The organism is Microcoleus sp. PH2017_05_CCC_O_A, from assembly GCF_020738785.1.
Lineage (GTDB): Bacteria > Cyanobacteriota > Cyanobacteriia > Cyanobacteriales > Microcoleaceae > Microcoleus.
In genome coordinates this window covers 6,577-23,912 of record NZ_JAEQCB010000085.1, presented here as the reverse complement: position 1 = coordinate 23,912, position 17,336 = coordinate 6,577, and the positions used below count along the sequence as shown (strand labels likewise).

Annotated in this window: 15 protein-coding genes and 1 pseudogene; 11 read left to right on the top strand and 5 right to left on the bottom strand. The window is 44.1% G+C overall.

Annotated elements, in window-relative coordinates; genetic code table 11:
* Positions 1 to 47: 47 nt before the first annotated feature.
* The 3 genes and pseudogenes from JGK20_RS20460 to cax form a co-directional block, all read left to right on the top strand.
* Positions 48 to 602 (top strand): annotated as a pseudogene (locus tag JGK20_RS20460) (DUF6391 domain-containing protein); the annotation flags it as partial.
* A gap of 769 nt (positions 603 to 1,371) precedes the next feature.
* Positions 1,372 to 1,830: a hypothetical protein gene (locus JGK20_RS20455; RefSeq protein WP_293231940.1), complete on the top strand. Its 459-nt coding sequence runs from the start codon at positions 1,372 to 1,374 to the stop codon at positions 1,828 to 1,830.
* Positions 1,831 to 1,941: 111 nt separating this feature from the next.
* Complete coding sequence (gene cax, locus JGK20_RS20450; RefSeq protein WP_293231938.1) at positions 1,942 to 3,192, top strand: calcium/proton exchanger; 1,251 nt, start codon at positions 1,942 to 1,944, stop codon at positions 3,190 to 3,192.
* On the opposite strand, the gene JGK20_RS20445 is transcribed toward cax, so the two are convergent.
* The 3 genes from JGK20_RS20445 to JGK20_RS20435 form a co-directional block, all read right to left on the bottom strand.
* Positions 3,164 to 3,517 carry a hypothetical protein gene (locus JGK20_RS20445; protein ID WP_293231936.1) on the bottom strand — a complete coding sequence of 118 codons (354 nt, stop codon included), beginning with the start codon at positions 3,515 to 3,517 and terminating at the stop codon, positions 3,164 to 3,166. The two genes, cax and JGK20_RS20445, sit on opposite strands and share 29 nt — an antisense overlap.
* Positions 3,480 to 3,815, bottom strand: a complete 336-nt coding sequence (locus tag JGK20_RS20440) for a hypothetical protein (RefSeq protein WP_293231934.1) — start codon at positions 3,813 to 3,815, stop codon at positions 3,480 to 3,482. Before JGK20_RS20440 ends, JGK20_RS20445 begins: the two co-directional genes overlap by 38 nt.
* A 284-nt stretch (positions 3,816 to 4,099) precedes the next feature.
* On the bottom strand, positions 4,100 to 5,764 hold the full coding sequence (locus tag JGK20_RS20435; protein ID WP_293231932.1) for a DUF655 domain-containing protein: 1,665 nt from the start codon (positions 5,762 to 5,764) through the stop codon (positions 4,100 to 4,102).
* Between the two features lie 190 nt (positions 5,765 to 5,954).
* On the opposite strand from JGK20_RS20435, the gene JGK20_RS20430 reads away from it, so the two are divergent.
* From JGK20_RS20430 to JGK20_RS20395, 8 genes are all read left to right on the top strand, one after another.
* On the top strand, positions 5,955 to 6,359 hold the full coding sequence (locus tag JGK20_RS20430; protein ID WP_293186780.1) for a hypothetical protein: 405 nt from the start codon (positions 5,955 to 5,957) through the stop codon (positions 6,357 to 6,359).
* Between the two features lie 219 nt (positions 6,360 to 6,578).
* Entirely contained in the window at positions 6,579 to 7,769 is a 1,191-nt protein-coding gene (locus tag JGK20_RS20425; protein WP_293186779.1) for a cysteine desulfurase family protein, read from the top strand.
* On the top strand, positions 7,757 to 7,906 hold the full coding sequence (locus tag JGK20_RS20420; protein ID WP_293231930.1) for a hypothetical protein: 150 nt from the start codon (positions 7,757 to 7,759) through the stop codon (positions 7,904 to 7,906). Before JGK20_RS20425 ends, JGK20_RS20420 begins: the two co-directional genes overlap by 13 nt.
* 401 nt (positions 7,907 to 8,307) lie before the next feature.
* The gene (locus JGK20_RS20415) at positions 8,308 to 9,330 is read left to right on the top strand and encodes a tetratricopeptide repeat protein (protein WP_293231928.1); all 1,023 of its coding nucleotides are present in this window, start codon (positions 8,308 to 8,310) and stop codon (positions 9,328 to 9,330) included.
* Positions 9,331 to 9,504: 174 nt separating this feature from the next.
* The gene (locus JGK20_RS20410; protein WP_293231926.1) at positions 9,505 to 12,651 is read left to right on the top strand and encodes a CHAT domain-containing tetratricopeptide repeat protein; all 3,147 of its coding nucleotides are present in this window, start codon (positions 9,505 to 9,507) and stop codon (positions 12,649 to 12,651) included.
* Between the two features lie 269 nt (positions 12,652 to 12,920).
* Positions 12,921 to 13,760, top strand: coding sequence for an Rpn family recombination-promoting nuclease/putative transposase (locus tag JGK20_RS20405; RefSeq protein ID WP_293231924.1), 840 nt, complete (start codon positions 12,921 to 12,923; stop codon positions 13,758 to 13,760).
* A gap of 98 nt (positions 13,761 to 13,858) precedes the next feature.
* Entirely contained in the window at positions 13,859 to 14,212 is a 354-nt protein-coding gene (locus tag JGK20_RS20400; RefSeq protein WP_293186774.1) for a hypothetical protein, read from the top strand.
* The gene (locus JGK20_RS20395) at positions 14,199 to 15,674 is read left to right on the top strand and encodes a hypothetical protein (protein WP_293214318.1); all 1,476 of its coding nucleotides are present in this window, start codon (positions 14,199 to 14,201) and stop codon (positions 15,672 to 15,674) included. The genes JGK20_RS20400 and JGK20_RS20395 overlap by 14 nt, the downstream gene beginning before the upstream one ends.
* A gap of 69 nt (positions 15,675 to 15,743) precedes the next feature.
* On the opposite strand, the gene thiL is transcribed toward JGK20_RS20395, so the two are convergent.
* Both thiL and JGK20_RS20385 read right to left on the bottom strand, forming a co-directional pair.
* Positions 15,744 to 16,739, bottom strand: a complete 996-nt coding sequence (gene thiL / locus JGK20_RS20390; protein WP_293231922.1) for a thiamine-phosphate kinase — start codon at positions 16,737 to 16,739, stop codon at positions 15,744 to 15,746.
* Positions 16,740 to 16,836: 97 nt separating this feature from the next.
* The gene (locus tag JGK20_RS20385) at positions 16,837 to 17,151 is read right to left on the bottom strand and encodes a hypothetical protein (RefSeq protein WP_293186771.1); all 315 of its coding nucleotides are present in this window, start codon (positions 17,149 to 17,151) and stop codon (positions 16,837 to 16,839) included.
* Between the last annotated feature and the right edge of the window lie 185 nt (positions 17,152 to 17,336).

Here is a 17,336-nt window from a genome sequence, read left to right as displayed (position 1 = left end):
GCGATCGGACATTAGTGGAGGCCTTTTGACATGACGACAAATGCTGGACTCAAGATGCTGACTTATTAAGACAGCTAGATTTTGTTCCGGGTTTGAAGGAAATCTTGACTTTGCGCCAAGTTCATGCTTTGGAACACGCTACGGTTTGGGTACTCAGCCAATCTGGCGGTACGCCGACAGCAAGAGCAGATAATCAGTTATTGGGCGGAATGTCCACTGACCAAGGATTTTATCTGTACGGCCGCGTTAACATTGCACAGTTGCGTCATGCAGTGCAATTAGCTTTGCAGCGGATTGCCAGCGGAGAGTGGGATTTAGCCGTACATCCCCGCTGTGGCACCAACTTGTCGGTGGCAATGCTGCTGACTGCTGGACTTGCTGTCGGCATCAATTTAGCTCTACCGAAGGGGCCCATTCTGCAACTTTTGGGTTTGGGTGCGGCGGCGGCGACAGCAGCTCAGTTAGCTCCCGATGTGGGAGCTCTGGCTCAGCGCTACGTCACAACTGCTATTCCGTTTAATTTGAGTATTGTTGATATTTCTGTCAGTCAGGACTTCTGGGGACGGGAAGCTCATTTTGTGCGCGTGCGTTGGGTTGAATAGCTGCGACGGCAAGGGAGACGGGGAGAGAGGGGCAAATCTTCATTTTTCCTTTTTCATTCTTCCTTTTTGAGTCCAGGATGCCAGTGTCACAATAAAGGATTTTTTGGGTACGTTGTTGGGAAAAGAGCGCTCTTTTCCCAACAACGTACCTTTTTTAAGGTGCCATCTGCCTTTTTCATTCTGTCTTTTTCATTTTTTCTTCTGCCATATTATTTGTATTATAGCTTTTCTTATATAGATTAGGTACGTTGTTGGGCTTGGGCCCTCTTAGTTTATTAAGTGGTTGTAGGATCTGTCAGTCATACCTCATCTTTTTGAGAAAGGCTATATAGCTTTTCTCAAAAAGATGAGAGATAATTCGTAAATGCAGTTTTTAGCGGCATAACTTGCTATGTAATAAATCTAAGAAGGGCTGAAGCCCAACAACGTACCTACTTGTTATACATCTAAGAAGGGCTGAAGCCCAACAACGTACCTCATTTTTATAAAAACGGATTTATATATCAGAATCGGTATCATAAAAACGATACTATTCAAACGTCAATTCTGGTTAAGCATTAACTTAATTTAATTCACTAACTGGCACTACACAATGAGAAATATATTTTTTGGTAGCTCGATAAATTTCTATTATATTCAGTTTCCATCTTCACAATCAAGGCGTCAGCTATGAAAAGCTCGGATTGACTTCTGAGGCGACTTGCCAGAAGATAGCAGCATCAGGTAAAATCGCTTGTGAGAATTTTTAGATCAAAAGTCAATCAAAAAAATGTGCAAACTAGCGATCGACAAAACAAGTCTAGCAAGCCTGCTGGCAGTCACCTTGGCCCTAGCAGGCAACAGCTTTTTACCTTTGGGTCACAATGCGAGTTTTGCGAGGAAAATTGCCCAAACTAACGCACCAGAAAGAGTTCCCGACGGCAAGATGGTTCCCGTTAATGGCAAAGCTAATGTGAGATTAACGAATAAAACCAGCGATCGACTATTTTATCAAGTAGTTGGACAAACTAACCGCCGCACCTTAGCCGAAAATTCAACAGTCGCGCTGCAAGCATTGACACTACCTGCATCCATTGTATTTAGGCGACAAGACGGCGCATTATTGAAAGCGAGTTTAAAACCCGTTGGTGAAGGCACAGTAGAAGTAAGATTAGACGAGACAAATGATTTAGGTTTGGATAAAAGATCTTTAAGCATTCGGAATGATGGTGCACTGTTTCTCCGATAACACGGCGGTTGAAAGCGCCCGATCTTCTTATCCCAAGCATATTGATATAAAATCAATTTGGCGATCGCCCTGGCAACTCGAACTCACCTTCAATACACTATCCGAGTCCCTATGTCAATCAAAAAAATTCTTTCCATAGCCCTGTTAATTTTCATCCCCATTTCCATCGCAGCCGAATATTTGCACTGGGGTTCCCTGGTAGTTTTCATCACATCCGCCCTAGGCATTATACCTCTGGCGATTTGGTTGAGCACAGCAACAGAAGAAGTGGCGATCGTCACAGGGCCCTCCATCGGCGGCTTATTAAATGCAGTCTTCGGGAATGCTACAGAATTAATTATTGCCATAGTAGCCCTGAAAGCCGGCTTGATTGACATCGTGAAAGCCAGCATCACCGGCACCATTATCAGCAACTTGCTCTTAGTTATGGGACTTTCCATGCTGCTAGGGGGAATCCGCTACAAAGAACAAGAATTTAAGCCAATTATCGCCCGGGTGAACGGTTCCACCATGACTCTAGCAGTGATTGCGATTCTGCTGCCGACGATGGTAATTTACACGTCGAATGGAGTGGAACCCGCAGCCATTCAGAATCTTTCGTTGATAACTGCGATCGTCCTAATTGCAGTTTACGCACTAACGCTGCTATTTTCCTTAAAAACTCACAGCTATCTTTACGAAGTCGGCATACTAGAGTTAGAAGATTCTGAAAATACCGATGAATCAACTACACACAAACCGAATTTGTGGCTGTGGATAGGAGTGCTAGTCGCCTCAACAGTTGCAGTTGCTTTTGAATCAGAAATTTTTGTGGGCGTTGTCGAAGAAACTACCAAAGGATTGGGATTAACACCACTGTTTACAGGTGTAATTTTGTTGCCGATTGTGGGCGGTGCGGCGGAATACGTAACGGCGGTGGGAGTGGCGATGAAAAATAATATGGATTTGTCAGTTTCCGTGGCGATGGGTTCGAGTTTGCTAGTTGCTTTGCTGGTAGCGCCGGTGTTGGTGATTATCGGTATCGTGATTCATCAGCCGATGGATTTAAACTTTAATCCGTTTGAAGTGGTTGCAGTTGCCATTGCGGTGACAATCGCTAATCTAATTAGTCTTGACGGGCGATCGAATTGGCTGGAAGGAGTGCTACTTTTAGCAACATATATTGTGTTAGCTGCGGCATTTTACTTTGGCTCTCCTGAGTCTGTGGTGATAAACAAACCGCATATCCTTGACGAAGAGAGCATCACAGAATCGCGAACAGTTGTGTCTGATACCGTATCCACCATAAACCCAGGAGAGCCAAGAGCGCTGAAGCGCAACAACATACCTAAAATTACGGACAGCGACACTCTTGAACAGTAACACACTCTATTCTGCAACTTTTTCCTTTGCGCCTCCTCTCGCGACAATCAGCATCATCCTGACATTGTGAAGTGACTTTGTTCTCACAAACTTGCTGACGTGGAAAAGTACCTAAATTTTGTACAGAAACTTGAGCGGTAAGCGCACCCTGTTCTATAATTTGGTTATTTTCTTTGATTTCATAGGCAAATTTATTTTCGCCCTCTAAAACCGAAAAAGTTCTTGTTTTGTGACTGTTTGCTAACTTAAATCCAAAACTTTCGGAAAACTCACCTTTGTCATAACTTCTATCTGTGTAAGGATAGGGGGTCAGTTTCCATGCCATCGGTCACATTTTTAATCAGCACTCTTCTGTTAGGGCCGGGGGGAGTCTTGCTGGAAACAAATCGAGCGCTTTGCGAATCAGGGGAGATGCCACTTCCGGGACACTGACCTACATATTCAACGCGCTTGAATTGAATCATGTTAATATTAAAACTGTTTTCGTTCTTTACCCGAAATTGTGCTTCGCTAGTCTGCTGGGCGCTGACTGTGAAAGCTGCTAGTGTGACTAAAATTGCACCAATCAAAAAAGCTAGGAATTTGATTGGTCGCTTCCCCGTAAAATATCTGGCGCGTTTCATCTCTTTATACCTCCAATATGAAAAAAGTGCATTTTATTTGAATGTAAGTTTAACTAGAAAGCTTAACTGTTGTCAAGATCGATAAAATAGGTTTGTAGTGAGGACTTTAGTCCTTCCTGGTTAGTCTCTCCACCAATGAATGAAGTATTCATGGTGCAGGTTTGTAGTGAGGACTTTAGTCCTTCCTGGTTAGTCTCTCCACCAATGAATGAAGTATTCATGGTGCAGGTTTGTAGTTGCTAGATGATTAATTAATTAAATCACCATAGCTGACGCACCCTACTTTAAAATGTTACTCGATCGCGCCATTTGTCTATAGCCTTGTTTCCTACTCCTGGCAATCTTTCGACATCCTCCCAAGACTCAAAAGGCTGCTTTTCCCGCGCTGCAATAATTTTCTCGGCTAACTTCTGGCCAACCCCTGGCAAAGTTTCTAGTTCTTCTTGAGTCGCGCTATTCAAATTAATTAAGTTTTTATCACCACTTTGCGGTTGAGGATTCGTAGATTTTGATGTTGCTTGGACTGATTTACACTCTTTTTGCTTAGCGTCAATTTTCTGTTTGATTCGGGCGGGAATTCCCAAGATTGCACCTTTGTAAAGCCGATCGAACTCCCGCTCAAAATGGGCCCCAATTACCGGGCTGTCGATCGCCAATAACGTCTCATCATTCCCGTGATTTGCAGCCTCACTCCAGTTGTGAGAGCCTGTCAGCACGGTATTTCCGTCGATAACGCCGAATTTGTGGTGCAGGCGATCGCCCATTGGTAACAGCGGCACTCCCACTGTAGTCAGCGGCTTTTTCCACGGGCGATTGTCCGCTTCTAAGCCGCCGCAATCCTGCATGAAAGTCGCCCCCATCATGTCTAAACCTTCGCTGTAAGGGCGATAAATGAAATTTGAGTCAATCAAAGCTCGCACCGCTACACCGCGCCTAGATTCAAGTTCCAGAGTATTTGACAACCGCTGAGCCGAAAATACAAACAGTGCCAAATTAACAGATTTTTTCGCCTTTGCTAAAGTGCGATTTATCAAACTGTTAACGCTTTGTTCCCAAGGCAAAGTCGCACTTGTTGGTGAAAATTGCACCGCCACAGTTGCATTACCAATTCTCACTTTTTGCACTTGACGAAACGGCTTTTTGATGCCAAACTTGCTATCCGGTTTACCACCGGGCCCGTCGCCCCACATGATGTTAAATTCTTGAGTAAATATTTGCGCTAATTTAGGGCTGGCAATTTTTAGCAGATTGTTGGCATTGCCGCGACTTGCTGCTGTTTTGAAATCGCCGTGGATATCGCTGGTGGTAAAATTCGCCGAAGTTACGATGACTATTTTGCCGTCAATTACTGCAAATTTGTGGTGCATCAAACCGCTGCCTTTGCTGCCGTCAGCAGTATCGTCAATGACAGGAATCCCCGCATCTTTGAGAATTACCAAAGCATCATTTTGCTTGATTTCCTCGGCACTCAATTTACCGTCTTTATTGGTATCGGCGAGTTGCAGAAATTCGCTGTAGCGATCGCGCTCTCGTTCCGGTAACTTTGCCAACTCCTGGGCTGTATAATCACTCCAAGGGCGATTGTACAGATGTTCGACAATTAATCTGACTTTAATTCCAGTGCGCGCGCGATCGGCCAACCTTCGTGCAATACCGGGTAAGCGAAACTCCTGAACCGCTATATCTACGGTCGATTCAGCACTTGCTACTGCCTCGGCGATTAACTTTTCTAAATCATCTCCAGCCCTAGTTTGTGCGCGGTAGGGCTCTGTGTAACTCGAAGTGAGGGACTGATTGAAGTATACTTGCAACAAGGGGTCTTGAGGCAGCGGAGCGAGAGTGGGAGGTAAATTCTGCACGTCCTGCTTTGCTTGTCCGCAAGCCGTCAGGGCGATCGCCAGCAATCCAACACAACACAAACCTGGTAAATTAGAATAAAGTACATTCACAAAATTTAAAATTTTATTGAGGTCATCCGTCTATTCAGAGTGGAAAGATATTGGATCGAGGAAAGTTAAAACTATTAAATTTATGACAGGGAATAGATTTTGCGTCTTGTAGAACTGCCTCGATGCCGGAAGCATCACTGGTAGGGTAGCAGCATTCAGGGGCGTGGGTCAAACCCGATACTGATGCTTTATGGCGAAAAGAAAAACAATTTTTGATTGCGGTCACAGGGGATATGGTAAAGCGTGCCATCGGTGTACGCAAGAGTTGATAGCGCAACAGCAATCAGTTGAACTGCTGGCCGAAAAACAGACCCAAAAACAAGAGAGGGAAGCATCATTTGCTAGAGATGCGATCGATCTCAGAGGTCTACCCGACCATGTAGTTACTAAAGCTCGCGCTATTATAGCAGCTTTGGGGGAAAATAAGAATTACAGAGATTTCGGCGGCAAACGCCTGCGTCACAACCGCTGGATTGTGAGTATTCCTGTAACCCGCAACTACAGAATGCTTTGTGAAGATTGCGGCACTTTCTTAATTCCCCAAAAAGTCTTGTCCCATGAAGACTACAATGTCTGCAAACCTGGGAGTCATTAGACAGTTGACAGTTGATAGTTGACAGTTGACAGTGGGGAGTTGACAGTTGACAGCGGGGAGTTGACAGTTGGGAGTTAGCAGTTGGGAGTTAGCAATTGTTATCAGTCATAATTTAAGAATTATGAGTCATGAGTCAATAATCATTTATGCCTTTAGGATAAGTGCTTTATTCATTAGGTAGTCAATCATTCATTATTAGTTCGTCATTTAATTAAAGCAATGCAAATTTACCTCGACTATAGCGCTACAACGCCGACACGCCCAGAAGCAATTGATGCTATGCAAAAAGCTCTGACTCAATACTGGGGAAATCCTTCTAGTTTGCACGAGTGGGGACAAAGGGCGGCGACTGCTTTAGAATTAGCCAGAATGCAGGTTGCTGGGCTGATTAACGCGCTACCGGAATCGATGATTTTTACTTCGGGCGGCACTGAAGCGGATAATTTAGCAATTATGGGAGTTGCGCGTCTTTATACAAAACCGCAGCATATCATTATTTCCAGTGTTGAGCATTCCGCAGTATCAGAACCGGTGCGACAACTCGAAGAATTGGGATGGGAAGTAACTCGATTACCAGTCGATAAACATGGGCGAATTCATCCTTTGGATTTGCAAGAATCGCTGCGATCGCACACAGTGCTAATTTCCATCATCTACGGACAAAGCGAAGTTGGTACACTGCAACCCATAGAAGCATTATCGCAAATTGCGCGCGATCGCAATATCCTGTTCCATACCGATGCAGTTCAAGTTGCCGGTAAATTGCCGATTGACGTGCAAAAACTGCCCGTAGACTTGCTTTCGCTTTCCAGTCACAAACTTTACGGGCCGCAAGGTGCAGGGGCGCTGTACGTGCGTCCAGGACTAGAATTGGTGCCAATGTTCGGCGGGGGAGGACAAGAGTTGAAACTGCGTTCAGGGACGCAAGCACTGCCCGCTATCGTCGGTTTTGGAGTGGCGGCGGAGTTGGCTGTGCAGGAAATGGATGTGGAAACGCCGAGGTTGATTGGATTGCGCGATCGACTTTTTGACAAATTAGCCGACATACCCAGTTTAGTCCCAACGGGCGATCGATATTACCGACTGCCGCACCACACCAGTTTTTGCATTGTCTCCCCATCCTGTCGCCCTTACCAAAAGAGAGACACAGAGAGAATCACAGGCAAAACTCTCGTGAGACAGCTAAATTTAGCCGGAATTGGCATTAGTTCCGGTGCGGCTTGTAGCAGTGGTAAACTCACGCCTAGTCCGATATTATTGGCAATGGGATATGACGAAAGCGGTGCGGTTGGTGGAATTCGCTTGACACTGGGACGCGAAACAACTGAAGCTGATATTGATTGGACGGTAATTGCGATCGCACAAATTTTAGATAGATTAATGCCCAAGGTAGCATTGTGCAGGAATTAGAAAACTGGGCGGTGGAAGTTGAAGATTGGGCGGTTGAAGATTGGGCGGTTGGAAACCCGGCGGTTGGAAATCCGGCGGTTGGAAACCGCGTCTACACAGACAAAACCCGCCTCCGCGGGTTGAATAAAAGGCGGTGAAACTACGTCCTATCTTCAGTCCGCGGAGGCGGACATCGTTTGTGTAGACGCGGTTTCCAACCGCCGTAATTTGGTTTTTACCGATATCTTCGCCTCCCATCAAATATCCTCGCAAAAACCCGGTTTCTGGCCACCCACCGACAATTCAAGGCGGTTGAATACCCGGCGGTTGGAAACCCGGCGGTTGGAAACCCGGCGGTTGGAAACCGCGTCTACACAGACAAAACCCGCCTCCGCGGGTTGAAGAAAAGGCGGTGAAATTACGTTATCTTCTTCAGTCCGCGGAGGCGGACATCGTTTGTGTAGACGCGGTTTCCAACCGCCGTCTTATCTTTGCAACAACCCCCAAAACCCCCAACCATGATAAAATAAATCCCGACATTATTCACAACTCCCCAACAATGGAAGAAAACCGCGCCCAAGCCTACCTAGAACTAATTCACACCCTGCTGAATTGCCCCAACGGCCAAGAGCCCCAGATATTACAAGATAACTCAGAATTGTTGGATGTCGAATTTCTGGAAACTTGCGAGTTGGTAGCCGAAAAAATGGCACAGCAAGGAGGACAAAACGGCGCTGATTTCCTGCGAAATCTGATCGGCCAGTTAGCACAATTAATCGATATCAACGATGGCGATAACTCCGCAGGTGAAAACCCCCAAGAGTATGCTAACTTTATCCTAGAATTATTGCAAGCAGAAGATGGTAGCAATAGCAATCCAGCAGTAATTCACCCGATGCTAGCCGAACGACAACATCTCCTCAATGCTCGGTTTTCTGAGATTTTAGAGCAAGTATTGCAGAGGTTACTTGGTGGCGAAAATGCACAAACTATTGAGTCAATTGTCAGCCTCGTTGAAGACTTGACGATTAATATTAGTAATTTTTCCGGTGGAAATAGAGCGAATAATATTGAAATTGCCATTGCCGCTTATCAACTTGTTTTAAATAATCGGCAACCGGGAAGCGAAAAGTTTGCTCAAACTCAAAACAACTTAGCTGCTGCCTATATTACCAGAATAAAGGGTTCGCGGGCCCAAAATGTGGAAATGGCGATCGCCCTTTATGGCGCTGCTTTAACAGTCTACACCCTTGAGGCCTTCCCGGAAGATTGGGCTATGGCTCAAAATAACCTAGCTGCTGCTTACGCAAACAGAATCAACGATTCGCGGGCGGAAAATCTGGATCGCGCGATCGCATTTTTTGAGGCTGCTTTAACTGTTCGTACCCCTGAACAGTTTCCTGAAGATTGGGCAATGATTCAATATAACCTAGGTAATGCCCATAATGACAGAATCAACGGTTCGCGGGATGAAAATCTCGCAAAGGCGCGATCGTTTTATGAGGCAGCTTTAACAGTATATACCCGTGAGGCTTTCCCTGAATATTGGGCAATGATTCAAAAGAAGCTGGCTAATACCTAATGTGAGGCTGCTTTAACAATCTCAGAAACCGGGTTCTTTCCAAATTCATCTGCGTTCATCAGCGTACATCCGCCATCATCTGCGGTTCAAAAACCCGGTGGTTGAGCGAAGTCGAAACCCGCCACCCATAAATAATGCTAAAATAAATCCTGGTGTTATTCACAACTCCCCACAATGGAAGAAAACCGCGATCAAGTCAACTCTGAAGGTGAAAATCCCCAAGAGTATGCCAACTTTCTCCTAGAATTATTCCAAGCAGAACAAGATAGCAATAGCGATATTCAAGTAATTTACCCCATGCTGGGTCAACGGCAACATCTCCTTAATGCCCGTTTTGCCCAGATTTTACAGCAAGTAGCCGAGAATTTAATTCCCCAATGCCCAGAAGAAATTGAGTCTATTGTCGCCATGATCGGAAGATTGAGTATTCATATTAGTGGCTTTCCCCTTGGCAGTAGAGCGAATAATCTGGAAATTGCGATTACTGGTTATCAAATAGTTTTAAATAATCTGGAACCAGGTAGCGAAGATTTTGCTCAAATTCAATTCGCGAGAAATCTTTCCTGCCAAATAGCCGAACTTATGGATGGAAGCAATGGCAGATATGAAGATGAAAATCACAAAGAATATGCAATATTTTTACTAGAATTATTGCAAACAGAAGCTAGCAATGGCGATATTAGCTATACTAAAATAACATACCCCATGCTCGAAGGACGGCAACATCTCCTCAATAGTCGTTTTGCCCAGATTTTACAGCAAGTATCCCAGAGATTAATTACGGAAAACCCAGAAACAATTGAGTTCATTGTCGCTCTTATTGAAAACTTGAGTATTCATATTAGTGAATATCCCTATGGCAATAGAGAAAATAATCTTGAAATTGCAATTACTGGTTATCAAATAGTTTTAAGTAATAGGGAACCGGGAAGCGAAAAGTTTGCTCAAACTCAATATAACCTAGCTAATGACTACAGTAACAGAATCAAAGGTTCGCGGGCGGATAATCTTGAACTGGCGATCGAGTTTTATGACGCAGCTTTAACTATTCGTACCCTAGAGGATTTCCGTGAAACATGGGCAAATACTCAAAATTGCCTAGCTGCTGCTTACACTAACAGAATCAAAGGTTCGCGCGCGGATAATCTTGAACTGGCGATCGCCTGTTATCAGGCTGCTTTAACAGTTTATACTTTTGATGATTTCCGTGAAACATGGGCAAATACTCAAAATTGCCTAGCTGCTGTTTACACTGACAGAATCAAAGGTTCGCAGTCGTATAATCTTGAACTGGCGATCGAGTTTTATCAGGCTGCTTTAACAGTTTATACCTTTGAGGATTTCCCCAAAAAATGGGCAATGATTCAAAATAACCTAGCTAATGCGTACAAAGACAGAAGAATCAAAGGCAAAGACAGAAGAATCAACGGTTCGCCGGCGGAAAATTTGGAACAGGCGATCGGCTTTTATGACGCTGCTTTAACAGTCTATACCTTTGAGGATTTTCCAGAAGATTGGGCAATGATTCAAAATAATCTAGCTGTTTCCTACCTATACAGAATCAACGATTCGCGGGCGGAGAATCTGGAACAGGCGATCGCATTTTATGAGGCTGCTTTAACAGTCCATACCCTTGAAGATTTCCCTGAATATTGGGCAATGACTCAAAATAACCTAGCTGCTGCCTACAGTAACAGAATCAAGGGTTCGCGGGCCCAAAATCTGGAACGGGCGATCACCTTTTATAACGCTGCTTTAACAATTCGTACCCTTGAGGATTTCCCGTTAGAGAATGCAGAAACTTTAGGGAACCTGGGCTTGGCTTATCTGCAAAAACTAGACAACATCAATCGAGAAAAACCAGAAGACACAAACCAAAAAGCAGCAACTCTCGAAAGTGCCTATGATACCTTTAAAAATGCCATAATCAGAGCCTCCAAATTACGAGAGTTAGAATCGGGAGATGAAACCAAGCAAAAACACGATTTGAAGTGGGATACACTCTACAGAGGCATGGTGCAAGTATGCCTCGATCGCAAAAGCAACCAAGAAGCACTCTTATATGCCGAAGCCAACAAAGCCCGCAACCTTGCCGAAGTCATCGCCCAAAAACAGGAAACCCCCGAAGTCCTAAAGCCCATTACTTTCACCGAAATTACCCAACTCCTCACCCCAGATATCGCCTTAATTGAGTGGTACATCACCGACACAGAAATCATCACCTTTGTCGTCACATACCCCGACGTGCTGACAGTGCATCGCAATCGTCAATGCGATGAATTAATCGACTTAGTTAATGACTACCGCGCCGACTACAAACAAAGCAAAACCCACTGGCAAAAGAAACTCTCCGACTATCTCCAGCGTCTTGCCGAAATCCTCCAAATCACCACAGTTCTGCCCTCAGAAAGTACCCGTTTAATCCTAATTCCCCACTGGTTGCTGCACCTGTTCCCCCTCCACGCCCTACCCCTAACCGACGACGAATTCTTGTTAGATAGATTCACCCAAGGGATTCAATACAGCCCCAGTTGCCAACTCCTGCAACAGATTACAATCCACCCAAATTTCGACCAACTCCTGGCCCTGCAAAACCCCACCTCGGATCTTCCCTACACCGATTTGGAAGTCGCCAGCATCGCCCCCAAATTCGCCATCAGTCAAATTCTTCCGGGCTCGGAAGCGAGTAAAACTAATCTTTTGGAACAGTATTTAGAGCAGTTAGAAAATGCTCATTGCGCGCATTTTTCCTGTCACGGTTCGTTTAATCCTGATGAGCCGCTGAAGTCGTTTTTGATTTTGTCAGGGGGTATCATCGAAGATTTAGGGGCATCTGATCGTTATGTGGAATGGCGCGAAGGCAAAACAGCGGATATTGACAAATGCCTGACTTTGGCTGAAATTTTCGGACTGCGATTCAAACAGTGCCGCCTAGTAGTGCTTTCCGCCTGCGAAACCGCGCTAATCGATACGCAGAATCGCTCCGATTATATTGGATTACCAACGGGATTTCTCTACGCGGGAGCAATGGGAACTTTGGCCAGTCTTTGGGCTGTCAATGACCTCTCGACAGCCTTGATGATGGTAAAATTCTATGAGGTACTGCAACCTGGAGTTAGCATTGGTCAAGCGCTCCATGATACCCAGCGCTGGTTTAAGTCTGCTACTACTTCAGATTTGCTAGAATGGGTGGAAGGTTCGGAGAGTTTCGATGGAGAGCAAAAGGAAGATGTTACGGAATATCTAGGACGTTATCCACTGACCGTAAAACCCTACGGCAAAGTTTATCATTGGGGAGCGTTTTGTGCTATAGGTTTATAATGTGAATGTGCAAATATTGTAAGGGCGGGTTCACCAACAATCTCCGATAAAAACCAAAGATTTCATAAACCCGCCCCGGCTATGATATAACGCACAATCTATTTGTACAATAGAATTGCGATCTAAATATTTCGGTGGGGTGGGGGCGGGTTTTTATAATCCATCGATGGGTGTCAAATATTTCGGCGAACCCGCCCCTACAGCACTTGGGATTATGATACGATCGTGAATGAATAGGGTATAATTCAAAGAAAGATTAAATTCGATCGATGAAAACCGACAGCCTATTTTACAGCATCTTCCAAGAATTTCCGTTTATTTTCTTTGCCCTGCTGGGCATACCTGCCGATGCTACAAACCAATACCAATTCACATCCCAAGAAGTCAAACAATTAGCCTTTCGCCTAGATGGTTTGTTTCTGCCAATTGTCGCAGATTCTCAATTACCATTCTACATTGTGGAAGTCCAATTTCAACCAGACCCAAATCTGTATTATCGTCTATTTGCCGAACTATTCATCTATCTCAAACAATACCAACCGCCGCACCCTTGGCAATTGGTAGTCATTTACCCAAATCGGCAAACAGAAAGAGAAAGTGACATCCACTTTCAGGAAATGCTGGCACTCCCAAAAATCACCCGCATTTACCTGGATGAACTTACCCAACCAGAAACAGCATCTCTACCGATAAAATTACTTAAACTGGTAATCGAACCAGAAAACACGGCCTCGGATTTGGCTATAAATTTAGCCAGACAAGCCGAAACCGAAATAGTGAATATCGTAGTCAGAGAGAGCTTCATCAACTTACTAGAAACTATCATTGTTTACAAGTTACCCCAAAAAACCAGAGAGGAGATTGCCGCCATGTTTAACCTCAGTGAGTTAAAGAAAACCAGATTCTATCAAGATGTTTTTGCGGAAGGACAAGCTGAAGCAGAAGCTCAATTACAAGCTGAAGCTAAACAACGAGAAAAAGCTGCAATCCTCAGAATGTTTAATGTGGGATTAATTACAGAACAAATTGCTCTATTCTTAGACTTGCCGGTAGCTGAAGTAGCAAAGATTGTCACTGAAGCTCAACAAAAACAAGCTGAACAAAATTAATCAAAATTTGGTGGGGGCGGGTTTACGAGATTATTGGTTTTTGGTAAAACCCGCTCCTACAGCACTTGACATTGTACATCCATTTTTGAGGTAAACTTATGATGAAAACCCTGATTTTGTCGGAAATCTATAACGCGATTACCAAAGCCCCAGAGATTCTGACTCCGCCATTTATTGAAGAATTACTCAAGACTGTTTTGCCGATAGCTGAGTCTGATGCTACTGATAAAGCAGTTAAAGAAGCTATTAATAAAGTCTATCAAAATTTTCCCGAAGTAGCAGAGCAGATTGCCAATCTGACTCGCAAAAATCTTGATGATGCAGAACCGGAAGTCACACCGGGCTATGAAACACTCACCAATAACTATCCTGATATCAAAAAGCTAGAAGCAAACTTAAAACAACGCATTCAACCACCCTCAATTCCCCCCGCACCAGATGCTAAAAATTGACCATCCCCAAGTCTATATCTACAGCTACCAACTCAGCAGCAAAAGTAAAACTGATGTTGACTCAATCTGGACTTGGGCAAATAGTATCTGGCAATATTTCAGTCTGGACAAAACCAAAGTTTTTTCTCAAGCAAACCTCAGTTATCCCCTCACTAAACCCAACAAATTAGAGCATTCAAATCAAATCGATGGTTCCTTAAGATTTTGTCGCATCGATGATAGTGAAGGTATCTTAGCGAGAATTGGCAGCCCAGAAACTGACGAAAACAAAGACTTAGAAGTCGCAGCATTAACACAATTCAATGTTAATAATCTTTTGGTTGCTGATAGTCATGAAAATTGGCTAGGACAAACTATTTTGATTACTTACAAATCAAAAACTTATCAACAGCCAAGTGACAATGACTTTCGCAAAGTTGCAGATGAATGTTTAAAACATCTTTTCCCAGAAGAGTCTGTGCGTCCACCTTTTTACCGTGATACTAAGTTATTCGATTCTCCGATGTTTGAGTATAGTTCTCCCAAAAGTCAAGTACAGGTATTTGTTTATCTGGTTGATGATGACATTGAGGGAAAATTAGGGAAGATTGTTCAACCTTTGTTTGAACTGTTTTATCACCGCCATAAAATCACCAAAGCTTTTATTGATAGTCGCAGAAATTACGATCTACTTAAGGAACGATATTTAGAGATTGAGCAAACAATCGAAAAGCTAGAAGCAAAAATCACCGAGGTAAGTCGGATTGAATTGTCAACTGGAGTTGATTCGAGGCAAAGTATTAATATAGATGAATCGTTAAAGTATCTAAAAACCAAACTAAAAGAGTTACTTCGAGAAAGCTTGAATTATGAAAGAGCTTTGGAATGTTTAGAAGATTTTAATAACACGATTAATATTCATGTTTACAACTATCAAGAAAAGTTGTTGCAAATTAGCGATAAATTGCAGATACCAACTGATGATTTGACAACGTTCAAGTTTTTCATTGATAGAACTTGTCCGTATTTTCAAGAACAAATTAAGGGCGATTTAGGCTATTTCAAACATGGCACTGATTTGATTAAGATTGCGGTGGAGTTGGTGGGAGGAATTGTCGATATTGAACAAGCAGAATGCGATCGCTCCCTAGAAAGAAAAATTGAAATACTCGGTACTGGATTAGGCGCTGGAGGCATTGTGGTGTCTGCGGTTGCGAATTATGTAGAGAGAGACATAGTGTTCAGAATACCTCAAAATGGCGATCGCATTCATCCGGCCCTAGCTAGTCTGTTGTGGAGTCTCCTGGCTGTCATCCTGGTTTCTGGATTGATGGGTTGGATTAATGGTGCGTGGAAAATTAATGGTAGATTGAGATTGTTTGGGCGTAAATCTGTTGCACAATTACCCAATTCCGAAAGTCAACCAGTTAATGATATCTTGCGGGAGGTGGAAGAAGTGTCGAATCATGAACCAGGCGGTTAGAAACCCGGCGGTTAGAAACCGCGTCTACACAAACGATGTCCGCCTACGCGGACTAAGATCAGATATGATTCAGAAGTGTTGAAATCCCCGATCGCTCTCCAATCTAATATCACCATAAATACCACTGCTATCAGTCAACCAAATATCTGTGCTATCGGTAGTCATGCCGATAATCGCGGCTCCATTTCCGATTTTTTCTACTAATAACTCAGCATTTGCGATCGGCAAAAACAGCACTAACTCAAAATCTTCACCACCGTACAATGCCCAATCTAAAGCAGTTTCAGGTGATACAAGTTGGCTGAAAATAGGGGGAATTGGGATTTTTTGGCGATCGACATTTGCACCAACACCGCTAGCCCGACAAACTTGAATAATCGCATCAGCCAAACCATCGCTGCTATCCATTCCAGCAATCGCAAACTCACCCGCAGCATCTAAAATTTCCCACAAAATGGGCAAAACATCCAATCGCGGTTTAGGCTGCTGGTGAGCGAGAATTAAAGAAGTTCGATCGCCCTTTTCCAGATTTTGCCCAAATTCAGGATTCAACAACAACTCCAATCCCGCGCGAGAAGCCCCGTGCACACCAGTAGCCACAATCGCCCAATTCTCCCGCGCATTTGACCGACGAATGGTACGATCGCACTCAACCTCCCCAAAAGCAGTAATCGAAATTGTCACCACAGACGATCGCACCACATCCCCACCGGCGATCGGCGTATGATACTCTTGCAGACAAGCCGTCATCCCCCGATAAAACTCTTCCACCCACTCCACAGCCGTATCCGCCGTCACAGCCAGGGCTACAGTCACCGCCAGAGGCTTTGCACCCATCGCAGCCAGATCCGACAAATTCGCGGCTGCGGCGCGCCATCCTGCGTCATAAGGGCTGGTGGTGCGATCGCTAAAATGCACTCCATCCACCAACATATCCGTCGTCACCGCCAGAGATTGGTGAGGATTTGTCGGAAGTACAGCGCAATCATCACCCACAATTTCGGCGGGACAGAATTTTTGTAATATTCTTAAAAGACCTTGTTCTCCGATATCTTTAATCAGCATTAAATTAGTTAAAAGCCACTAAATATTATTAGGAAACTGACAACTAACCACTGACAACTGTCAACTGTCAACTGTCAACTATCAACTGTCAACTGCTTTACCATTCCTTACCAGAACTCGGCGGCAAGCGCAACCTCGGAAACCGATAAAAAGTATCCCCTTCATCATCCACCTCTAAAATCGCCGAAAAAATCTTAACTTGTCGGTTTAAATACTGCTGAGCAACTTCAGCCTCAACTCTCGCGCTAGCAGCCAATTGAATCAGCGACATCTGACTGTTTTGAGTTTCCAACAACTGATAAAAAGCCTCATCCAACTGTCGCTTTTGCTTGCTTTCATTCAGATTGTTGACAATCAACAAGCCTGCGAATCCGCCCAAACCAATTACCAATAAAAATTCTAAAATTGCCATAAAAGCGTTATAATTGCTAGTTGGAATAACGAATCTCAGTATATCAAAAGAATGATGTTAATTAAATTTCAACTAATCTGATTAACTCTTCCAGCCCGCGGAGGCGGTCTTTGTTAGTGTAGAAGCGATTTAAATCGCCGTCTTTGTTTGTCTTTCTTCCAGCCCGCGGAGGCGGTCTTTGTTAG